General features: G+C 46.9%; 17 protein-coding genes. 10 read left to right on the top strand and 7 right to left on the bottom strand.

Annotated elements, in window-relative coordinates:
- The first annotated feature begins 49 nt into the window (after window positions 1–49).
- Window positions 50–1,072 carry a tRNA (adenosine(37)-N6)-threonylcarbamoyltransferase complex transferase subunit TsaD gene (gene tsaD, locus ACRRSW_RS03885; protein ID WP_432460922.1) on the top strand — a complete coding sequence of 341 codons (1,023 nt, stop codon included), beginning with the start codon at window positions 50–52 and terminating at the stop codon, window positions 1,070–1,072.
- Between the two features lie 169 nt (window positions 1,073–1,241).
- Here the strand turns inward: tsaD and plsY are convergent, their stop codons facing one another.
- Complete coding sequence (gene plsY / locus ACRRSW_RS03890; protein WP_432454530.1) at window positions 1,242–1,832, bottom strand: glycerol-3-phosphate 1-O-acyltransferase PlsY; 591 nt, start codon at window positions 1,830–1,832, stop codon at window positions 1,242–1,244.
- 123 nt (window positions 1,833–1,955) lie between these two features.
- On the opposite strand from plsY, the gene folB reads away from it, so the two are divergent.
- Genes folB through ACRRSW_RS03905 form a run of 3 tightly spaced genes read left to right on the top strand, consistent with a single transcriptional unit; the run spans window position 1,956 to window position 3,631 of the window.
- Window positions 1,956–2,321, top strand: coding sequence for a dihydroneopterin aldolase (gene folB / locus ACRRSW_RS03895; protein ID WP_432454529.1), 366 nt, complete (start codon window positions 1,956–1,958; stop codon window positions 2,319–2,321).
- Entirely contained in the window at window positions 2,321–2,809 is a 489-nt protein-coding gene (folK, locus tag ACRRSW_RS03900) for a 2-amino-4-hydroxy-6-hydroxymethyldihydropteridine diphosphokinase (RefSeq protein ID WP_432454528.1), read from the top strand. Before folB ends, folK begins: the two co-directional genes overlap by 1 nt.
- A gap of 21 nt (window positions 2,810–2,830) precedes the next feature.
- Window positions 2,831–3,631, top strand: a complete 801-nt coding sequence (locus ACRRSW_RS03905; RefSeq protein WP_432460923.1) for an undecaprenyl-diphosphate phosphatase — start codon at window positions 2,831–2,833, stop codon at window positions 3,629–3,631.
- A 37-nt stretch (window positions 3,632–3,668) separates the two neighbouring features.
- Here ACRRSW_RS03905 and ACRRSW_RS03910 read toward each other — a convergent pair whose 3' ends face one another.
- Complete coding sequence (locus ACRRSW_RS03910) at window positions 3,669–4,922, bottom strand: multifunctional CCA addition/repair protein (RefSeq protein ID WP_432460924.1); 1,254 nt, start codon at window positions 4,920–4,922, stop codon at window positions 3,669–3,671.
- A 136-nt stretch (window positions 4,923–5,058) separates the two neighbouring features.
- Between ACRRSW_RS03910 and ACRRSW_RS03915 the strand changes: the two genes are divergently transcribed.
- The gene (locus ACRRSW_RS03915) at window positions 5,059–6,678 is read left to right on the top strand and encodes an AAA family ATPase (RefSeq protein ID WP_432454525.1); all 1,620 of its coding nucleotides are present in this window, start codon (window positions 5,059–5,061) and stop codon (window positions 6,676–6,678) included.
- Window positions 6,678–7,493, top strand: coding sequence for a general secretion pathway protein GspB (locus ACRRSW_RS03920; RefSeq protein WP_432460925.1), 816 nt, complete (start codon window positions 6,678–6,680; stop codon window positions 7,491–7,493). Before ACRRSW_RS03915 ends, ACRRSW_RS03920 begins: the two co-directional genes overlap by 1 nt.
- 139 nt (window positions 7,494–7,632) lie before the next feature.
- Here the strand turns inward: ACRRSW_RS03920 and ACRRSW_RS03925 are convergent, their stop codons facing one another.
- The 3 genes from ACRRSW_RS03925 to ACRRSW_RS03935 all read right to left on the bottom strand — a co-directional run bounded on the left by ACRRSW_RS03925 (window position 7,633) and on the right by ACRRSW_RS03935 (window position 10,327).
- Window positions 7,633–8,244: a TIGR04211 family SH3 domain-containing protein gene (locus ACRRSW_RS03925; RefSeq protein WP_432454523.1), complete on the bottom strand. Its 612-nt coding sequence runs from the start codon at window positions 8,242–8,244 to the stop codon at window positions 7,633–7,635.
- A gap of 111 nt (window positions 8,245–8,355) precedes the next feature.
- Window positions 8,356–9,621: an inorganic phosphate transporter gene (locus tag ACRRSW_RS03930; RefSeq protein WP_432460926.1), complete on the bottom strand. Its 1,266-nt coding sequence runs from the start codon at window positions 9,619–9,621 to the stop codon at window positions 8,356–8,358.
- A 28-nt stretch (window positions 9,622–9,649) separates the two neighbouring features.
- Window positions 9,650–10,327 (bottom strand): TIGR00153 family protein, encoded by a 678-nt coding sequence (locus ACRRSW_RS03935; protein WP_432454521.1) that lies wholly within the window; start codon window positions 10,325–10,327, stop codon window positions 9,650–9,652.
- A 183-nt stretch (window positions 10,328–10,510) separates the two neighbouring features.
- Between ACRRSW_RS03935 and ACRRSW_RS03940 the strand changes: the two genes are divergently transcribed.
- Both ACRRSW_RS03940 and ACRRSW_RS03945 read left to right on the top strand, forming a co-directional pair.
- Window positions 10,511–11,998 carry a CYTH domain-containing protein gene (locus tag ACRRSW_RS03940; RefSeq protein WP_432460927.1) on the top strand — a complete coding sequence of 496 codons (1,488 nt, stop codon included), beginning with the start codon at window positions 10,511–10,513 and terminating at the stop codon, window positions 11,996–11,998.
- Window positions 11,999–12,003: 5 nt separating this feature from the next.
- On the top strand, window positions 12,004–12,783 hold the full coding sequence (locus ACRRSW_RS03945; RefSeq protein ID WP_432460928.1) for a YdcF family protein: 780 nt from the start codon (window positions 12,004–12,006) through the stop codon (window positions 12,781–12,783).
- Window positions 12,784–12,912: 129 nt separating this feature from the next.
- On the opposite strand, the gene ACRRSW_RS03950 is transcribed toward ACRRSW_RS03945, so the two are convergent.
- On the bottom strand, window positions 12,913–13,668 hold the full coding sequence (locus ACRRSW_RS03950; RefSeq protein ID WP_432460929.1) for a potassium channel family protein: 756 nt from the start codon (window positions 13,666–13,668) through the stop codon (window positions 12,913–12,915).
- 224 nt (window positions 13,669–13,892) lie between these two features.
- Here ACRRSW_RS03950 and glnE point away from each other — a divergent pair, with 224 nt between their 5' ends.
- Window positions 13,893–16,775: a bifunctional [glutamate--ammonia ligase]-adenylyl-L-tyrosine phosphorylase/[glutamate--ammonia-ligase] adenylyltransferase gene (gene glnE / locus ACRRSW_RS03955; protein WP_432460930.1), complete on the top strand. Its 2,883-nt coding sequence runs from the start codon at window positions 13,893–13,895 to the stop codon at window positions 16,773–16,775.
- On the opposite strand, the gene lpxL is transcribed toward glnE, so the two are convergent.
- Window positions 16,772–17,695: an LpxL/LpxP family Kdo(2)-lipid IV(A) lauroyl/palmitoleoyl acyltransferase gene (gene lpxL, locus ACRRSW_RS03960; RefSeq protein WP_432460931.1), complete on the bottom strand. Its 924-nt coding sequence runs from the start codon at window positions 17,693–17,695 to the stop codon at window positions 16,772–16,774. The two genes, glnE and lpxL, sit on opposite strands and share 4 nt — an antisense overlap.
- A 118-nt stretch (window positions 17,696–17,813) precedes the next feature.
- Here lpxL and hldE point away from each other — a divergent pair, with 118 nt between their 5' ends.
- Window positions 17,814–19,247 carry a bifunctional D-glycero-beta-D-manno-heptose-7-phosphate kinase/D-glycero-beta-D-manno-heptose 1-phosphate adenylyltransferase HldE gene (gene hldE / locus ACRRSW_RS03965; RefSeq protein ID WP_432460932.1) on the top strand — a complete coding sequence of 478 codons (1,434 nt, stop codon included), beginning with the start codon at window positions 17,814–17,816 and terminating at the stop codon, window positions 19,245–19,247.
- Window positions 19,248–19,277: the final 30 nt, after the last annotated feature.

The following is a 19,277-nucleotide window of genomic DNA, read 5'->3' on the forward strand; positions in this document are numbered from 1 at the left end:
CGAGATTATACGTTACTGACGCCAGTAACCAAGCAGGAAAAGCAACACTATGCGCGTATTAGGTATTGAAACTTCGTGTGATGAGACCGGCATTGCTATTTACGATGATCAGCAAGGCTTATTGGCCGATGTTTTATACAGTCAGGTAAAATTGCATGCCGATTACGGAGGGGTGGTGCCTGAGTTAGCTTCGCGCGATCATATTCGTAAGACTATTCCACTGATTAAAGAAGCGATGGCAGCAGCCCATTGTAGTGCCGATGATATTGACGCGGTAGCTTATACTGCTGGCCCCGGTTTGGTTGGCGCTTTGTTAGTGGGGTCACTCACCGCGCGTAGTATTGCGATGGCCTGGGATAAACCGGCGGTGGCAGTGCATCATATGGAAGGTCATTTACTTGCGCCAATGCTGGAAGAAAATCCGCCTGAATTCCCGTTCTTAGCGCTATTAGTGTCGGGGGGGCATACATTGTTGGTGGAAGTCGATGGGATTGGTGAGTATCAAATTTTAGGCGAGTCTATTGATGATGCGGCGGGTGAAGCCTTCGATAAAACCGCTAAGTTACTGGGTCTTGATTATCCAGGCGGCCCAGCGTTGAGCCGCTTAGCGGAACAAGGCACTGCCGGGCGTTTTGTCTTTCCAAGACCGATGACTGACCGTCCCGGTTTAGATATGAGCTTCTCGGGATTAAAAACGTTCGCCAAAAATACCATCGATAGCGAGGGCAAAGATCCACAAACTCAGGCCGACATTGCTTTGGCTTTTCAACAAGCCGTGGTTGAGACTCTTATTATTAAGTGTCGTCGCGCCCTGAAACAAACTGGCTTAAAACGTTTAGTGATTGCCGGCGGTGTGAGCGCAAACAAAGCTTTACGCGAACAGCTCGGTGAATTATTGGTATCACGTGGTGGTCAGGTGTTTTATCCTCGCGCTGAATTTTGTACCGATAACGGTGCGATGATCGCTTATGCGGGGATGCAGCGTTTTAAAGCGGGCCAAACGCAAGGTTTATCGGTGAAAGCCATGCCGCGTTGGCCTTTAGACGAGTTGCCTGCAGCAAACCCCTTATAGATTATTGTGTTCGATGGGGTGGCTTTGATCGCCTCATTCCAGAACGAGCGCGGAGGCCATTTTGTGGCTTATATGGGCTTGCCGTTGTCAGTTGTTTTATTCGTTTGTTGGCGAACAAGCCTTGCGTTGTTTTGTCGATATCTTCTCTAGTGATGCAAAGGTGAGCGGCTTAGTCTTTTTTGATGACTTTGGTTTCGGTGTGGTTGCGTAAACGATGAATGTTGCCTTGATGACGAATAATAATCAGACAAGAGAGCATCGCGACGGGCAGTGTGTATTCAGGCTTGATAAGCCAAGTATAGAATGGTGCTAAACTCACCGAGATAATTGCGGCTAACGAAGAGTAACCTCTTAATTTTAGGATTATTAGCCAAGTGAGGATCAACAGGGCAGCGAGATCGAGACCAATTGGTAAAACACCACCAAGGGCGGTCGCAACCCCTTTTCCGCCTTCAAAATGAAAGAAAATGGGATACATGTGTCCTAAGCAAGCCGCGATGCCGACAAAACCGAGTACCAGCGGGGAGAGACCCGCATAATAGCCTAACCATACTGGGACGGTGCCTTTTAGCAGATCGCAGACCAGTACCAATCCAGCGGGGATTTTCCCGCCTAAGCGATACACATTGGTGGCCCCAGGGTTATTAGAACCGTGATGGCGAGGATCGGGCAGACTAAAAATTCGACAAATTAATACAGCGCTGGATATAGAACCCAGTAAATACGCTGCTGTGATAAAAAATAAACCGATTAAACCCATTAGCTTAGAAGCATTCCACCAATTGCCATATTGCGGTATTATCGCGCTCTTTGAAACCCAAATGATACGCTGTTTTTTTAGCTAAGGCTAATTAGCACGTTTACAGCACAGCAGCATAAAATAATGGATAAAGTATTTATTAAACAGCTCACGGTATTGGCAACCATTGGTGCCTATGAGTGGGAAAAACAAATTAAACAGAAGTTACTGATTGATTTGGAAATGGCTTGGGATAACCGTCCTGCGGCGGCTGGTGATGACTTAAGCTTAGCCTTAGATTATGCATCGGTGAGTCAAGCTGTGAGCAATTTAGTGGGAGGCGAAGCCCACGAATTGGTGGAAACCGTCGCCGAAAAAGTAGCCGATTTGCTGATCCAGCAATATGCAGTGCCTTGGCTTAAAGTCACCATTAATAAGCCAGGTGCAGTGCCTTTTGCAAGTAGTGTCGGGGTGCAAATTGAGCGTAGCCGAGAAGGTTATGCTCAATAATGGCCAATATTTTTGTGGGTATAGGCAGTAATATTGAGCGTGAATATTATATTCGTGCAGGTGTACTTGCTCTAAAAGAGCGATTTGGTGAGTTGCAGTTAAGCCCGGTGTATGAAAGTGCAGCCCTTGGTTTCAATGGTCCGGCTTTTTATAATTTAGTGGCAAAATTTTCTAGTCCCTTGTCTTTACAGGCCGTATTTGAGGCAATAAAACGGATTGAGTTTGAACATGGTCGCGCCATGGATGCACAAAAGTACTCGTCACGAACCCTCGATATCGATATTCTGTTATATAACCAACTAGTGGTAGACACGCCTTGTAAACTACCCAGAGCCGAAATAACCAAGAGTGCCTTTGTATTAAAGCCTCTTGCGGATATTGCTGGTTCAATGCTGCACCCTACGGTAAACCAAACTTTCATACAACTATGGCAAGATTTTGATCATAGTCGTCAAGTGCTGACTCGAGTTGACACTTTAGACCTTTAGTTTTTAGATAAGGAAGCGTAAATGAGTCCCTTTGAAACCATTATGTTGGCGTTGATCCAGGGTTTAACAGAATTTTTACCGATTTCTAGCTCCGCTCATTTGATTTTGCCCTCACAAATTTTGGGCTGGGCCGATCAAGGCATCGCCTTCGATGTTGCGGTACATGTCGGCAGCTTGTTTGCAGTATTGGGTTACTTTCGTAAAGAAGTTTGGGCGATGTTAGGCGCCTGGCTGGCTTCTTTTACTGGTAAACGTAGCCCCGAAGCGATACTTGCTTGGTTAATTATTTTAGCGACTATTCCTGCGATTATTTTTGGCGGCCTGTTTAAGTCGCTGATTGAAGAGTATTCACGATCAGCTTACGTGATTGCCAGTACCACCCTGATTTTTGGCGCTTTGTTATGGTGGGCCGATTCGCAGGCGAAATTAATTAAAAATGAATACCATATCGGTTGGAAACAAGCCTTGTTTGTTGGTGTTGCTCAAGCCATTGCGATTATTCCTGGTACCTCACGTAGCGGCATTACCATCACTGCGGGTCTAATGTTAGGTCTAAGCCGTGAAGCCGCCGCTCGTTTTTCTTTTCTGATGTCGATCCCTGTCATTATTGGTGCTTGCACACTAATGGCAAAAGACATGGTCGAGACTCCTGTGGCGATTGATTGGTCGGCGATGTTGCTGGGGATTTTAGTGGCCTTTGTTAGCGCCTATTCATGTATTCACTTTTTCATTAAGTGGGTGAATCGGGTCGGCATGAAACCCTTCGTGATTTACCGGATGATACTTGGCGTGGGCTTGTTTGCTTTCTTGGCCTTGTCTTAGGTCGAAAAGCGCACGTTTCAGGGCAGTTAGACGCAGATTAATTCTCGTCTGATTGCGCTGCTCCGTCCAAGTACGCTTGTTTTTGTTGTTTAATCAGCGCAATTCGCTGTGTTTGTAATTGCTCGCGAATGGCAGCGCCCTGATAGCCAGCTTGAACGATGGCTTGTACGTCGACGCTGTTGGCGGTTTCGAGCTGGTGTAACAGATAGTCGTAGGCTGGGTAAGGGTAGTCTTCAAAACCCAAACGACCTTTAATATCGGCGACTCCCGCTTCCAATATTTGTCGAAAGCGTTCTGGTTTGCGCCAAGCATCGCAGCGGTCAAATAATTTTAGCACTGTTTCTGGGCGTAACTCTAAAGCGCTGTGAATGGTGATGTGATATTCGGCCACCAGAAAAGCAAGGTCTCGGTAGTGATTGGGCACCTTGAGGCGTTGGCAAAACTGCTTAATTAGTTTTAGTCCTTTCGGCCCATGTCCTGGGTGAGAGGGTAGAGTTTCTGCTGGCGTGAGTGCTTTACCATAGTCGTGACATAAACAGGCAAAGCGTACTTCGTTGTGATATCCGAGTCGTGCACTCTGTTCGAGAACCATGAGCGTATGAATGCCAGAGTCAATTTCTGGATGCCACTCGGGGCGAGCTGGTACGCCGAATAAAGCTGCTAGTTCTGGAAATAATAGGTTTAAGGCATCGGCTTGTTTTAAAACTTCGAAGAACACCTGAGGCGCTTCGCAGGCGAGGGCTTTTTCGAGCTCTTTCCAGATCCGCTCTGGGGTTAAACTGGATAACTCTCCGGAATGGGCTATTTCGCGCATTAGGGTCATGGTAGATTCTGCCACGCTAAACCCTAAGGGGTGTAAACGTGCGGCGAAGCGAGCGACCCGGAGTACCCGAAGTGGATCTTCAACAAAAGCTGGAGAAACATGACGCAATTGCTTTGCTTGCAGATCGGCCTGACCCCCATAGGGGTCGATGAGCTTGCCGTCTTCACTCATGGCGATGGCGTTAATGGTTAAATCACGACGTAATAAATCGTTTTCTAAACTGACGGTAGGGCTTGCATCGCAGCTAAAACCAGTATAACCCTTTCCTTGTTTGCGTTCGGTGCGTGCTAAGGCATATTCTTCACGGGAGTGCGGATGAATAAATACGGGGAAATCCTTGCCAACTTGGGTATAGCCGAGTTGAAGCATTAGGTCTGGAGAGGCACCGACAACCACATGGTCGCGGTCTTTCACCTTCAAGCCGAGTAGTTTATCTCTGACTGCTCCTCCTACCAAATAGGTTTCCACTTATCACTCCTTGTTATTCTCTATGCACAAACGGCTTGCGCGAGGGTATTATACACCTATCAACGCTCAATTGGGCTTGGATTGCCACCGAGTGAAAACATCGGTAGGCCATGGTCGGTGAAAGGATAGCGATTTAATGTACTTGGATTATTTTGGTTTAAAGGAGACTCCTTTTTCGATAGCGCCAAATCCTGAATTTTTATTTATGAGTGAACGGCATAAAGAGGCCTTAGCTCATCTGAGTTTTGGTTTAGGCGAAACGGGGGGATTTGTGCTACTCACTGGTGAAGTTGGTACCGGTAAAACCACGGTGTCGCGTGCTTTACTAAAACAACTACCCGCAACAACCAAAGTTGCTTTTGTACTCAATCCCACACTCACAGAAATAGAGCTATTGGCGACGGTATGTGACGAGCTGAGCATCCCTTACGACAGCGATAAGATGAGTGTTAAACAGTTAGGGGACGCGATCCGTCAGCGTTTGTTAGAAAACCATGCTGCTGGTGGGAATACCATGCTGTTGATCGATGAAGCTCAGCACCTTTCGGTAGCGGTATTAGAACAGCTTCGTTTATTAACCAACTTTGAGACCGATACCCGTAAGTTATTGCGGGTGGTATTGATTGGTCAGCCGGAGTTACAGCAAAAATTAAAGCAGCCAATTTTACGCCAATTGGCGCAACGGATCACTGCTCGTTATCACTTGTTGCCATTAACGGTGAATGAAGTTAAAGCCTATATCATGCATCGTTTACAAGTGGCGGGTTGTGAGCGGCCTTTGTTTTCTGATGTTGTGGTGAAGCAGGTATTTAAGGCCGCAGAAGGGATCCCTCGGGTGATTAATTTGCTTTGTGATCGCGCGCTGTTGGCCGCCTATGCTGGCAATAAGCTACAGGTGGATAAAGCTGCTTTAAGGCAAGCGATTGAAGAAGTAGCCTTAAATGAACCGCCTCGACAGCTAAATCTTGCTTACTTGTTCAGTGGTGCGATGTTAGGTGTTGTATTGTTAGGGGCGGGTTATGTGTATCAACATTGGCCAATGCTTGGCTCTGTTATCGCGGACTCGCTTCCCCAACAACGGGCTCTTGTTGAACCGCAGTTGAGTGTGCCTGTCGCTGCTGTTGTGGCGCCCAGTGTCACTGCCGCGGAGCAACAAGCAGACGAATGGCAACAGCTACGCAGTAGTAGCCGTTTACCGCCACGTGCATGGCAGCTGCTATTACGCGCGTGGGGTTATGATGCACCAGCCTCTCAAGCCAGTTGTGACTTGATCACAAGCGTTGATTTATATTGTTTGTCTCTTAATGGCGGGGAGCAGATGTTACGTGAAGTTAATTTACCTGCGGTGTTAAAGCTAGAAGACCAAGGTGAGCCTTTTTATGCTGTGCTGCGACATTGGGGGCCACAACTTGAATTATGGTTGGGAGAGCGTTCTATGATGGTGGATCAAGCTTGGTTGCAGCAACGCTGGAATGGTGAGTTTCAGGTCCTGTGGCAGCAACCGAAAGGCTTTGATGGCGTATTAAAGCTGGGCAGTCAGGGGGAAGCGGTGCATTGGTTAGAACAGAGCCTATCGCTAATTCAAGGCAAGCGGTCACGGCAGATCTTCAAATATGATCGCCAACTGAGTCAGCAAGTGAAACAATATCAGCGTCAGAATCATCTCACCGCGGATGGCATTGCCGGTGTATTTACACTGTTACATTTGAATCAACAGATATATGTTGATCAACCACGTTTGCAGGAGTTGAATTAGTGTCTAGTATCTTGGCGGCGCAACGCCGTAGTCAACAAGGCGCGATGGCGGCGTTAGTCCCAACGTCGCCCAACAATCGCTTATGGTTCGCACTATTTTGTGTCTTGTTGACGCTTGTTTTGCTGTTTGCTGGCTTGTGGTGGTGGCAAAAGCTACAAGTTGTTCCTCGGTCTGGCAGCGTTCCGCCTATCGTGGCGGATGTGGCAGCGCCAGCACCAGCACCAGCACCAGTACCAGTACCAGTATTTGCGGAGCCACAGAAGCCTCGGCTGGCGCCTTTTGAATTAAATCCCTTGCCCGATTTCAAAGATTTAGAGCGAGTCGACTTATTGGCGATGCGTCAGGCGCAGTATGCCGACTTAATCGCTAACACTAGCAAACGGTTAATTGCTCAAGAAGATAAGGATTTTAAGCCGGTTGTTGAATCGTCGCCAACGGCTTCGACCGAGCATAAGCCCGCTCAGCCGACAAATTTAAAGTCTGATCTCAGTTTGGAACAGCGCTTTGCGCAAGCGGTTCAAGCGACAGAGTCCTTGAACTGGCAAGAGCAGCAGTCAACCGCGGTTTATGATGATGCGCCGCTACTGGCGGAACTGTCACCCGAGTTACAAGCCTTGGTGCCGGCGATTACTTTTAAATCTCATGTCTTTTCATCCGATCCGGCTCGGCGTCATGTGACCTTGAATGAGCAACAGTTGTTTGAAGGCGATTTACTGACCAATCGTATTGAGCTGGTTGCTATCCGCCTCAACGACATTGTACTGCGGGTGGCCGGAAATCTTTGCCGTTTAAAAGCCTTGGTCGACTGGGGATAAGTTTTGGTCGATGGTTTGCGGATAAACCTAAGTTTTCGGCGCTCATCGATAAACCGATGAGTTTAATTAGTGAAATAACAATGCACTGAGTTGTTTAAATCAAAAAGGGCGCTTTAAGCGCCCTTTTTAATGGTTAAACCTACATCCATTGTTGGTCTCGTTTTTTGCGACGAGGGATCATCGGCAATAATAAACCTAAAATTAGACCGATACCGGCAACGCCCGCGCCACGCATAAACCATTGCATTTGCACCGCTTCGTCAATGGCGTCAAGTTCAGCTTGAAGATTAATGTTTTGTTTGCTGATTTGACTGAGTTGCTCATTCAGTTGGTCGTTGGTTAACTGTAATTGCTCGATTTGTTGTTGCTGAGATTCGAGCTTGATAAGTTGTCCAGCAGAATTGCTTTCACTGCTTTCTAGCTGCTGCTTGAACTTGCTTTCGCTAAGTTTGAGCTGCGCTTTAATTTGTTCCAATTGGTATGCAAGACCAGGTTTCGAGTTTAGGTATTTGGAGTCAACCCAACCTTCACGACCATTGTCGAGGACGACTTTGGCGTATTTATGTTCTGCATCGTAGCCAATTTGGTTAATTTTAGTGCCGGCGTTTACGCTACCTAAAATTCGAAATTGATTGCTGGGCCCGGAATGCATGAAAATGAACAAGTCATCCGATATATAACGAGTTTGAGCGATGGCTGGCGAAGTGAGGGCGAGCAATAAAAAAGCTGCGGATAAGTTTCTGAGGATCACGGCATATCTCTTCGGATTTGATTGTATTCGCCGTTAGTGTACGAAACAACGTTGTCAGTCTCAACCAACAACGTTGTTATTGTGAGTAAAAGTTAGCTTGATTAAGGTTATTTAGCCAAAAATACCCAATAAAATATAGTAGAACACGATGGACAACAAAGCGCCCGCTGGCAGGGTGATCACCCACGAGACGACAATGTTACGCACCACGCCTAAATTAAGTGCGGCAATACCACGCGCCATACCGACACCCAACACCGCGCCAACTAGTGTTTGGGTTGTTGAAATGGGCAAACCTGTACCCGAAGCAATCACCACGGTAGTCGCTGCTGCGAGTTCGGCAGCAAAACCACGACTTGGTGTGAGCTCGGTAATACCCTTACCAATTGTCGCGATTACGCGGTGACCAAATAAGGCTAAACCAGCAACAATACCCAAGCCACCAAGCGGTAGGATCCACCAAGCGAGTGCCGCCTTGCCTGTGATTTCCCCGTTGTTGTGAACGACGCTCACCACTGCGGCCAATGGTCCAATTGCATTTGCCACATCATTTGAGCCATGGGCAAACGCCATGCAGCAAGCCGTAATAACCATTAGTACCGCAAATACTCTCTCTACGTTGGTGTAGTGCATTTGACGGTCGGCCTTCGGGTCGATTTTCAGACGGGTAATGATGTACTTACCGACGATTGCAATCACTAAACCAACGGCGATTGCCCAGAGGTAGCCTTCGGTCGAACTCATTTCCAAGCCGACGTGCTTTAATCCTTTCTTGATGGTCACTAAGGCCATCATAAACCCAGCTAAGAACATGTAGCCGGGCACGTAGCGTTTGGCTGCTGCCAGTGGGTTTTCATTCTCAAAGATGAGCTTTTGTGCGCTCATAAAAATGAAATAGGCGACTATGCCGGATATTGCAGGGGTAATAATCCAGCTGCCGACAATGCTGGATACTTTGCCCCATTCTACGGCCTCGGTACCTACGCCCACCGCGGCAAAACCAACGATGGCGCCAATGATAGAGTGGGTGGTAGAAACAGGCCATCCGTTATAGGAGGCGATTAATAGCCAGGTTCCTGCCGCCAATAACGCGGCAATCATGCCAAATACCAGTAACTCTGGTGTTTGGGTGAAAGCTCCTGAATCAATGATCCCTTTACGAACCGTGTTGGTGACCGCGCCGCCAGCCAAATAAGCACCGGCGAATTCGAAAATCATCGCGATGATGATTGCTTGCTTAATCGTGATAGCGTTAGAGCCGACCGATGTGCCCATGGCGTTGGCGACATCATTCGCGCCAATACCCCAAGCCATCACAAAGCCGAAGACAGCCGCGATGATAACCAGCGTGGTGCCGTAAGTTGCAAGAATTTCCATTGGAGTTACCTAAGTGATTTCTTATTTTTTAGCGATAGATCATCAGTTCTAAACGTGCGCCAACACGTTGTGCCTGATCGGCGAGTTCGCCAATGGCTTCAATGATGAAGTAGAGGAACATTGCGTCGATGGGATCGAGTTTTTTCTCTAATTTTTGTAGTTTTCTACGGATTTTGCGCTGTTGTCCGTCGGTTTCGTCTTCGATGAGATCGAGTTTCTCAACCATGTCTTTCACGACATTGACTTCACGGCCTTTAAAACCGGTTTCGAGTAAGTCTTCTAATTCATTAATCACCGCTTTAGCCATCGCGGTGGCATCTAAACAGCGTTGCAGATACTCCATGAACATTTCCGCCAGCTTCGGTGGTAACTCCATTTTTCGCCCAAGCATACGGCCTGAAATATCTTTTGCTTTGTTGGCTATTCTGTCCTGATGAGTCAACAGTTCGAGAACGTCGGAACGTTCAATTGGCATGAAAAGTCCACCGGTAAGATTTAATCGAATATCTCGTTTCATTCGATCCGCTTCTTTCTCTAATTCAGAGATGATTACGCGACGCTTAGCGGCAGTTTTCCAATCTTTTTTTAGTACAGCGTCGAAAAAAGGTACTAAACCTTCACAACACTCATGTACTACATTGATATGTTCTTGTAATGGTTTAATTGGCGATTTAGCAAACAAACCAAGAATTGTATTTCCAGACATAATCTCTGTTCCAATTAGCTATGCAAAGGATATATTTTTTGCGAGGCGCATGGTAACGTAGACTAGCTTAGTTGCAAGCTTTTATCTGCAATTTTAGTACGTTTTAATTGAGATAAATCAAAAAAATTTGTTCAAAATCCCAACAGGAGAGCCGGGCGCTGCGTCAGCAAGCATGGATAAACCATGAACAATGAAATTGAAATCAAGCTGTTAGCGGCACCTCATTGTGCCTCAGCGTTGTTCGAACGACTGTGTCATTATAGTGTGCTGCAAACGGAAATAAAGCCGCTAACCAGTATCTATTTTGATACTCCAGATCGCCAACTAATGCGTTGGGGCATGGGGCTCCGAATTCGCAGCGGTGATGGTGCAGATGTGCAAACCTTAAAAACCGATGGGGTGGTGGTTGGCGGTTTACATCAACGACCAGAGTATAATTCGCTGGTGCCGACTAAACAGCCGCAATTGGCGTTGTTTAATCAAATTGAATGGCCACAAGATGCAGATTTAGCACAAATCGAACAACAATTAGTCCCCTTATTTAGTACCGTTTTTGACCGGCAAACGTGGTTACTCGACTTGGCCAACGATACCTTAGTTGAGGTGGCCTTTGATCAAGGTTGGTTAATTGCTAATACCGAACGGGAAGCGATTTGCGAAATTGAATTGGAATTAGTCAAAGGTGATGTGACTCAGTTATTTGAATTGGCTAGTGATATCGCCGAGATTGACGGTTTACGTTTAGCTAATATAAGCAAAGCGAAGCGTGGTTATCGGTTAGCCGCGGGTCATCGCGAAACGCTTAAACATTTACTTCCGGTTAAGTTGAGTGATGCCCCCCACGGTGCCGAGTGTTTGTCTCGTATTTTTTCTACGGCCTTAGGGCATTGGCAGTATCACGAACAGCTGTTTTTAGATAATCCCCAGCTTGAGGTCTTAGAACAGGTGTCGATGGGCGTCCAAATGTTGGTTCAGGCTTGTAAGATGTTTAGTGAGTTAGACTTGGTTGCTTGTCCTTGGTTGAGTGAGCTGCGTTGGTTACGCCAACAGTTTAGCTGGCTTAATCAGGCCCATAGTTTATCGAGACTGACCGCAGAACGCGGTGTTTTAATTAAAAAGCTGCCTCAGCAGCGCTCCCTGTTAAAGTCCTTACAACAGCAACAAAATGCCTTACCCCAAGTGGAACAAATCCACCAGTTAATGCACAGCCCGCGCTATTGTCGTTTGATGTTAAAAATCACTCGTTGGTTGTATTTGGCAGAATGGCAAAATAGCCCAACGGTGCAAGCCTTAGATATTCGCCAAGTCGCTCAACAATTGTTAGCGACCAGTTGGACTCATTTGCGCAACTCTGATCTCGCATTACCTGAAGTGGATGCCGATGTGTACATTAAGCAAGCCACCAAATTAAGACGGAATTTGCTGGTGGGGATCTGTGTTGGGGAATTATTTGATGAGAGCGCTCGACAAGAATTTCGATTGCCATGGATGGATATTTTGTCGGGGATTGAAGAGTTGAGTTTGTATAAACCCTTGCGGGCCCTGTTTGATGATTTGGAGCCGGAGTTACAGCAAACGATCGAAAAATGGGTCAGCCGAAAAGAACAATCGCTATTAGATGCTTTAACGTTCTCTCGCCAACAAGCCTTGCAACAAACGGTTTATTGGTAGTTTCTGTGAGTAGCTTTTTGTTTAGTAAGTTATTGATCAGTCTGTTTATACCTAGCACTTTGCTATGGCTATTATTGTTGTTGGCGGCGATCTGTTGGTTACTTGGCCGAGCTTACCTGGCAAAAAGTTTAGTTTTTATTTCCTTGTTGTTGGCGCTGGTTTTCAGTCTTGGTCCGTTGAGCGGTAAAATGCTACGGTTTTTTGAAACTCAATATCCGGCGATGCATGTATTACCCGCCGATACGGACCTGATTGTGGTCTTGGGTTGTTTGCATTACGTGGATAAAACACAACCACTCTCTAGCCAAGTTTTACCCTGCGCTACGGTAAAGCTGGTGGAGGCTATTCGCTTATGGAGACAGCATCCAGAGAGTCAAATATTGCTCTCGGGCGGGGATGTAGAAGCCAGTGGCGTGGAGCATGCCGATATGTTGGCCAAATTGGCGATATCCTTAGGTGTCCTGGACTCACATCTGTTACGTAGCTACCATAACTTAAATACGGCAGCAGAAGCGCAAACGGTGGCAGGTAGCTATCGTGGAAAAAACATCGTACTGGTGACACAAGCTGCGCATATGCCAAGAGCGATGTGGTTATTTCAGCAGCAAGGGTTAAAAGTGACTGCCGCACCAAGTTATTATCAGGTGCGTAATTGGCAAGCGCCACTCAGTTGGCGAGCCTTTATCCCGAAGTTCAGTAATATTGCCAAGGCGGATACTGCAATTTATGAAGCGTTGGCGAATCTATGGTTGCATGCTCGGGTGAGTTTGAGTTCTTCCGAATAAATTAAGCTTTGGAAAGGAGTTATTTGAACTCAGATCATCGCTGGCTGGTACCCTGTTATTGCTCACCATCATTGCTCGATTAGTCTTTGGGATGTTGCTTTTGCTGTAGCTGGTGTAACTGTTGCTCGATTAGTCTTTGGGATGTTGCTTTTGCTGTAGCTGGTGTAACTGTTGCTCGATTTGTTGTAGTTGTTGCTGCATGGTTTTTTGATTGGCATGATGCTGTTGTATAAAACGCACGAGCTCAGTTTCTTTGGCGGTTTCATCACGTAATAGCATGGCCGACATTAAACCGGAGATGGCACCAAAAAAACCGACGCCAGTTAAAATCATCACACTAGCGATGACTCGTCCGGCGTCAGTGACTGGCACAAAGTCACCATAACCGACCGTAGAAATGGTAACAATTGCCCACCAAAGAGCTTCTCCAGAGCTGTGAATTTGTCCGCCAGACTCACTCCCTTCGGCGATTAAGATGCCAATCGAACCAAGTAACACAATGATCAGGAGGACCAGTAATATGGCGGCTAAAGTTGCTTCAACTCTTCTATGTTTGAGTCTTTTAAACAAGTGTTGCTGTACCGAGATGGCTTTAATTAGCTTCACCGCATGAATAAACCGCAGGAAACGCAGCGGTTCAATCAATGGAATACTGGCAAATAAGTCGATCCAATGGTGGCTTAGGTAGTGCATTGGTGTATGGCTACGTAACATGCGACTAAAAAAGTGGGTGATGAAAACACAGCAGATTAAGGTATCCAAAGTGACTAACAACGCGTGTAGTTGTGAATCACTAGGATAAAAATACAAACTACTGACAATGCCAATGGCGATAATGGACAGTAACATCATGACCAAGTCGAAGGCGTTTATATTGGTTTTCATCAGCGCATCCTGCAGCGAGTACTGAGCGATATATAAGCACTATACCTGAGTTTTAAAGATTTTCAGTATTGCGGGGTAAATACTGATATATCAAACAGTTTTGTGATAAATAAGGCATATTTGGAGTGTAGTGGTGGCGCCTGAATATCGGCTAGTGGATGCTTGAACTTCAATAGTTTTCATGTTCAGATTCATTTAATTTCTCAGCTGTGGTGCTGCTAACTATGTCAAATGCTCTCCCTCTGCAACAACAACTTTTATCTTTCGCTGCCCAGTCATGGGAGCGAGTGGTCGCCTTGGAACCCAGACTAAACACTGAACTCAGCGAGTACCAGCAGCAACAGTCGCAACAGGCCTTCGCGGTGAGTGACTTTATTGCCGATAGTTGTATTGCTCAGCCTTCTTTGCTGCTCGATATTTGGCAACAGCAGCTGCTAAGCCAGGTGTTAACAGAGACGCAGCTACGTGAGCAACTGACTGCTCAATTAGCCGAACAACAAAATGATGATGCTGCCAAGAAAGTATTACGGCGGTTTCGTCGCCAGCAAATGGTGTTGATCGCCTGGCGAGATTTAACCCAAGGCCAAGCGGTTACCGACAGCTTTGCGCAAGTATCGGCGCTGGCCGACAGCTGTGTTGACTGTGCGAATCAATGGCTATATTCGCGTTGTTGTGCTGAATCAGGGACGCCGATGGATAGCGCTGGCAATGCTCAAGCCTTGGTGGTGATAGGCATGGGTAAGTTAGGGGGACGCGAGCTTAACTTCTCCTCTGATATCGATTTGATTTTTTGTTTTCCAGAAAATGGCGAAACTCAAGGTGGGCGGCGAAGCATTGCTAATCAGCAATTTTTTATTCGTATGGGCCAGCGTCTAATTCAACTAATCGATCAACCGACCGTTGATGGTTTTGTATTTCGCGTGGATATGCGGCTGCGTCCTTTTGGTGAGTCGGGCCCCTTGGCGGTAAGCTATGCCGCCTTTGAAGATTACTATCAGCATCATGGTCGTGATTGGGAACGCTATGCGATGGTGAAAGCGCGGGTGATTAACCAAGATTTGCGTTATGACCAAGCCATTCAAGCCATGCTAAAACCTTATGTGTATCGTCGTTATATAGATTTTAGTGCGATCCAAGCATTGCGCTCGATGAAGGCGATGATTAACTCGGAAATTCGACGTAAGGGCTTACGTGATAACATCAAACTAGGCTCAGGAGGGATCCGTGAGATTGAGTTTATTGCGCAAACTTTTCAATTGATCCGTGGCGGAAGAGAACCAGTCCTGCAAACGCGCTCATTGCTCAAGGCTTTGAGCTTACTCAGTGAGTACGGCGAGTTGAGTCTTGAGCAGACGCAATTGCTTACCAAGCATTATCTGTATCTGCGTCAGGTAGAAAATATCTTACAGCAAATTGATGATAAACAAACCCAAACTCTGCCGGATAGCGAGCTTGATCAACAGCGGATCGCATGGGTGATGGGGGAAGCATCCTGGGTTGATTTTTATCAGCAACTACAAGCTTTATTAGCCGAGGTGAATGGCTGTTTCCAAAGCGCCATTGGCGATGAACAATGTGATGAGCATCAAGCTAGCCAAGATTACGAAGATCTGTGGCATTGTGGTGCTGATCGCGAAGCGCTTGCCTCGCTCATGGCTAAACATGTTTGCGCTGAAGCGGAGCAGCAGCAACGCGTGGAAACTATGTATCACTTTATGCATGCAGTGGAGCATCGGCAAATTGGTCAACGGGGCCGACAAACTTTAGAGCGGATGATGCCGAGCTTGTTACAACAGTTGTTTGAGCATCCGAAAACCAACTTAGTATTACCCCGAGTCATGGTGTTGTTAGAGCGGATCTTGTCCCGTACTGCTTATCTAGAATTATTAGCCGAAAATCCAGGCTCTTTGCATCAACTGTTGCGCTTGTGTGCTGGCAGCGCGATGTTGGCCGAGAAGTTGGCAAGCTTTCCGATCTTGCTGGATGAATTGCTTGATCCCGCGTTGTTATATAATCCGGTCAGTGCCGATAGCTACGCCCAGCAGCTACGCGAGTTTATGTTGCGGATCCCAGCCGATGACATGGAACAGCAAATGGAGGCCTTACGTCAGTTCAAGCAAATACAACAGTTGCGGATCACCGCCGCGGATATCGCCGGTGCGCTACCGTTGATGAAAGTAAGTGATCACTTAACAGCGGTTGCAGAAGTAATTGTAAATGCGGTGGTTGAACATGCTTGGGCGCAAATTGTGGAGCGCCATGGCTACCCGGAACACCTTGAGCAACAGCAACGCGGTTTTGCGGTTGTGGGCTACGGCAAGATCGGTGGCATCGAAACTGGCTATAGCTCCGATCTAGATTTGGTTTTTTTACATAACAGTGACAGCTCTACCTACACCACTGGTCCGAAGCAAATCGATAGTAAGCAGTTTTATCTCAAATTAGCGCAACGCATTATGCACTTGTTTAATACCCGCACCGCCTCTGGCGTATTGTATGAGCTCGATATGCGTCTGCGTCCATCGGGGGCTTCGGGTTTGTTGGTATCGGCGATCGATGCGTTTGAGCAGTATCAACTGAAAGAAGCCTGGACTTGGGAGCACCAAGCCTTAGTGCGAGCCCGAGTGGTTTATGGTGATCGTGACTTAGGGCAACGTTTTGAACAGGTTCGCCATCAAATTTTGTCGATCAAACGTGAACCTACAGAACTCATCAACCAAGTGGTGGAGATGCGGCATAAAATGCGCCAGCATTTGAGTAGAGAAACTAGTGATTTATTCGATTTGAAGCAGTCGGCTGGGGGGATGGTTGATATTGAGTTTATTGCGCAGTATTTGGTATTACAGTATACCGATCGCTGTCCTGAGCTGAGTCGATGGAGTGATAATGTCCGGATTTTTGAAAGCTGCGCGCAGCTGGGGATCTTAGACAAACAGCAGGCACAGGGCTTGACTCGTTGTTATTTAGAGATCCGTGACGAGGGGCATCGTCAATCCTTACAAGAATTACCGCGGCTGGTCGAAAAGGCTCAGTTCACCCTCGATCTGAGCGTTGTTTGTGATACCTGGCGACAATTATTTGCCGCTCAAGCACCAAAGGTAGATTAGTAGACGCTGGGTTCGCCCTCTGGGCGCGATTTAAAGCGACGATGGATCCACATGTACTGCTCGGGAGCGCGTAAAATGGCTTTTTCTATGGCCTGATTAATCGTGCGCGCATCGGCTTTAGTGTCACCAGCGGGATAATTTTCGATAGCGGGTTCTATCACCAAGGTGATCGAACCATCTGTGTTTCGAAGTGCGTAACTCATCAGTACCTGTACGTTTTTGACTCGAGCGAGGGTGGCTGTTCCGGTAATGGTAGCAGCGTTTGGCTGAGCAAAAAAAGGCACAAATACAGCCGCGTGGGTTCCGTAATCATGGTCGGGGGCGTACCAAACCGCATTCCCATTTTTTAAAGCTTTTATCATGCCTCGCACATCGGTTCGGTCGACCAGGTACTTATTGGCTCTGGTTCGTCCATGGTATTGGAAATACTCATAGACTTGGTTTTTATTCGGACGATAGATACCAACGCCAGGATCAATGACTCCAAAGGCTCTGGCATGGCTTTCTAGAGTCCAGAAGTGAGCACTTAACAGCAGAATTCCGCCTGGTTTTTGTCTCACCTGCTCTAAATGTTCCAAACCTTCAAAATGAAGATGCTTGGCAAAGCGCCATTTTGGCCAAAACCAAGCATTCGCGGTATCGACTACCGAGTGTCCGAGATGTATGAAGCATTGTTCAAGCAATTGCTCACGCTGCACCGCAGATTTTTCTGGGAAACAAATGTGCAAGTTTCGACGTGCGATATGCACTCGTGATTTGAGTAGTCTTTTTCCTAGGCGGCCAATCGCCAAGCCTAAGTAATGTTGCAGGCGATGGGGCAGCAGGCTAATACCAAGCATGAAACTAATTAACAACCAAGCCCCCCAATTTCGGGGGTGGAAGGAGCCAGCGTTGAGTGTGGGGGGAGATATTTCAGCCATGTTTTTCTTTTTGCTTCAGTTGGTGAGTCAAGTTTACCCGAATTCTGGTAATTATGCCGCAGACCAGATTTTTAACTATGATAAACTGTTCGCAATTTATTTTCGATGAGAGTGAGTAATGCGAATAACCCTCCCTGAGTTTTCTCAAGCTAAGGTGCTAGTTGTTGGTGACGTGATGTTAGACCGATATTGGCAAGGACCTACTGGACGAATATCTCCAGAGGCACCAGTTCCAGTGGTGAAAGTTGAGCAAATTGAAGAGCGCCCTGGTGGTGCAGCGAATGTCGCCTTAAACGCGGTCGCTTTGGGTGCCAGTTCAACTTTACTCGGCATGAGTGGTGACGATGAGGCATGCCATGCCTTAGAAAATCAGCTAGCCGCAGTGGGAGTGAGTTGTCAGTTCAGTAAATTTGCTGATTATCCCACGATTACTAAATTGCGGGTATTAAGCCGTCATCAGCAGTTGATCCGTCTGGATTTTGAAGAGAGCTTTCATAAGGTAGATAGTCAAGACTTGCGTGATCGTTTTACCCAACAGATCAACCAGCATCAAGTGGTGATATTATCCGATTACAATAAAGGTGCATTGAATCGGGTTGGTGATTTAATCGGCTTAGCGCGTGAAGCGAAGGTGCCGGTTTTAGTCGATCCTAAGGGCAGTGCCTTTGATAAATATCGCGGCGCAACGCTGCTTACGCCTAACTTCTCTGAATTTGAAACAGTGGTTGGTGCTTGTAAAGATGAGGTAGAGATCGTTCAAAAAGGTCTTCAATTAATTGATGAATTAGATTTGCAAGCCTTGCTGGTGACGCGCAGTGAGCACGGAATGACCCTGATTCGTAAGGGGCAAGATGCTTTGCATTTGGCCGCCTTAGCGCAAGAAGTCTATGATGTCACGGGTGCTGGTGATACGGTTATTTCTACTTTAGCCTGTGCCCTTGCAGCGGGTGCTAGCCTAGAAGATGCCTGCGCTTTAGCCAATGTGGCCGCTGGTATTGTGGTGGGTAAGTTAGGGACCTCGACGGTGTCGACCATTGAACTTGCCAACGCAGTATATGGTCATCAGGAAACCGGTTTTGGGGTGTTGAATGAACAGCAGTTAAAACAAGCTTTAGACGCTGCCCATCGTCGTGGTGAAAAGGTTGTGATGACGAATGGCTGCTTTGATATTTTACATGCTGGTCACGTATCTTATCTTAATCACGCTCGTACTTTAGGTGATCGCTTAATCGTTGCCGTTAATAGTGATCATTCAGTGAAGCGCTTAAAAGGTGAAGGACGCCCTGTGAACAGTGTTGATCGTCGGATGGCTGTATTGGCTGGTTTGGGGGCGGTGGATTGGGTGGTTGACTTTACTGAAGATACCCCACAGCGGCTGATCGCTAGTTTGTTACCGGATTTGTTAGTCAAAGGCGGTGATTATAAACCAGAGGAAATCGCGGGTGGTGAAGAAGTGATTGCCAATGGTGGCGAGGTAAAAGTGCTTAATTTTGAGGAGGGCTGCTCTACCTCAGAGATTATTCAATCGATCCGTCAGAATCAGATTGATTAGTATGCATCATCGTGTAAAAAAGGCGCCACT

Source organism: Agarivorans sp. QJM3NY_25, assembly GCF_050870875.2.
Taxonomy (GTDB): Bacteria; Pseudomonadota; Gammaproteobacteria; order Enterobacterales; family Celerinatantimonadaceae; genus Agarivorans.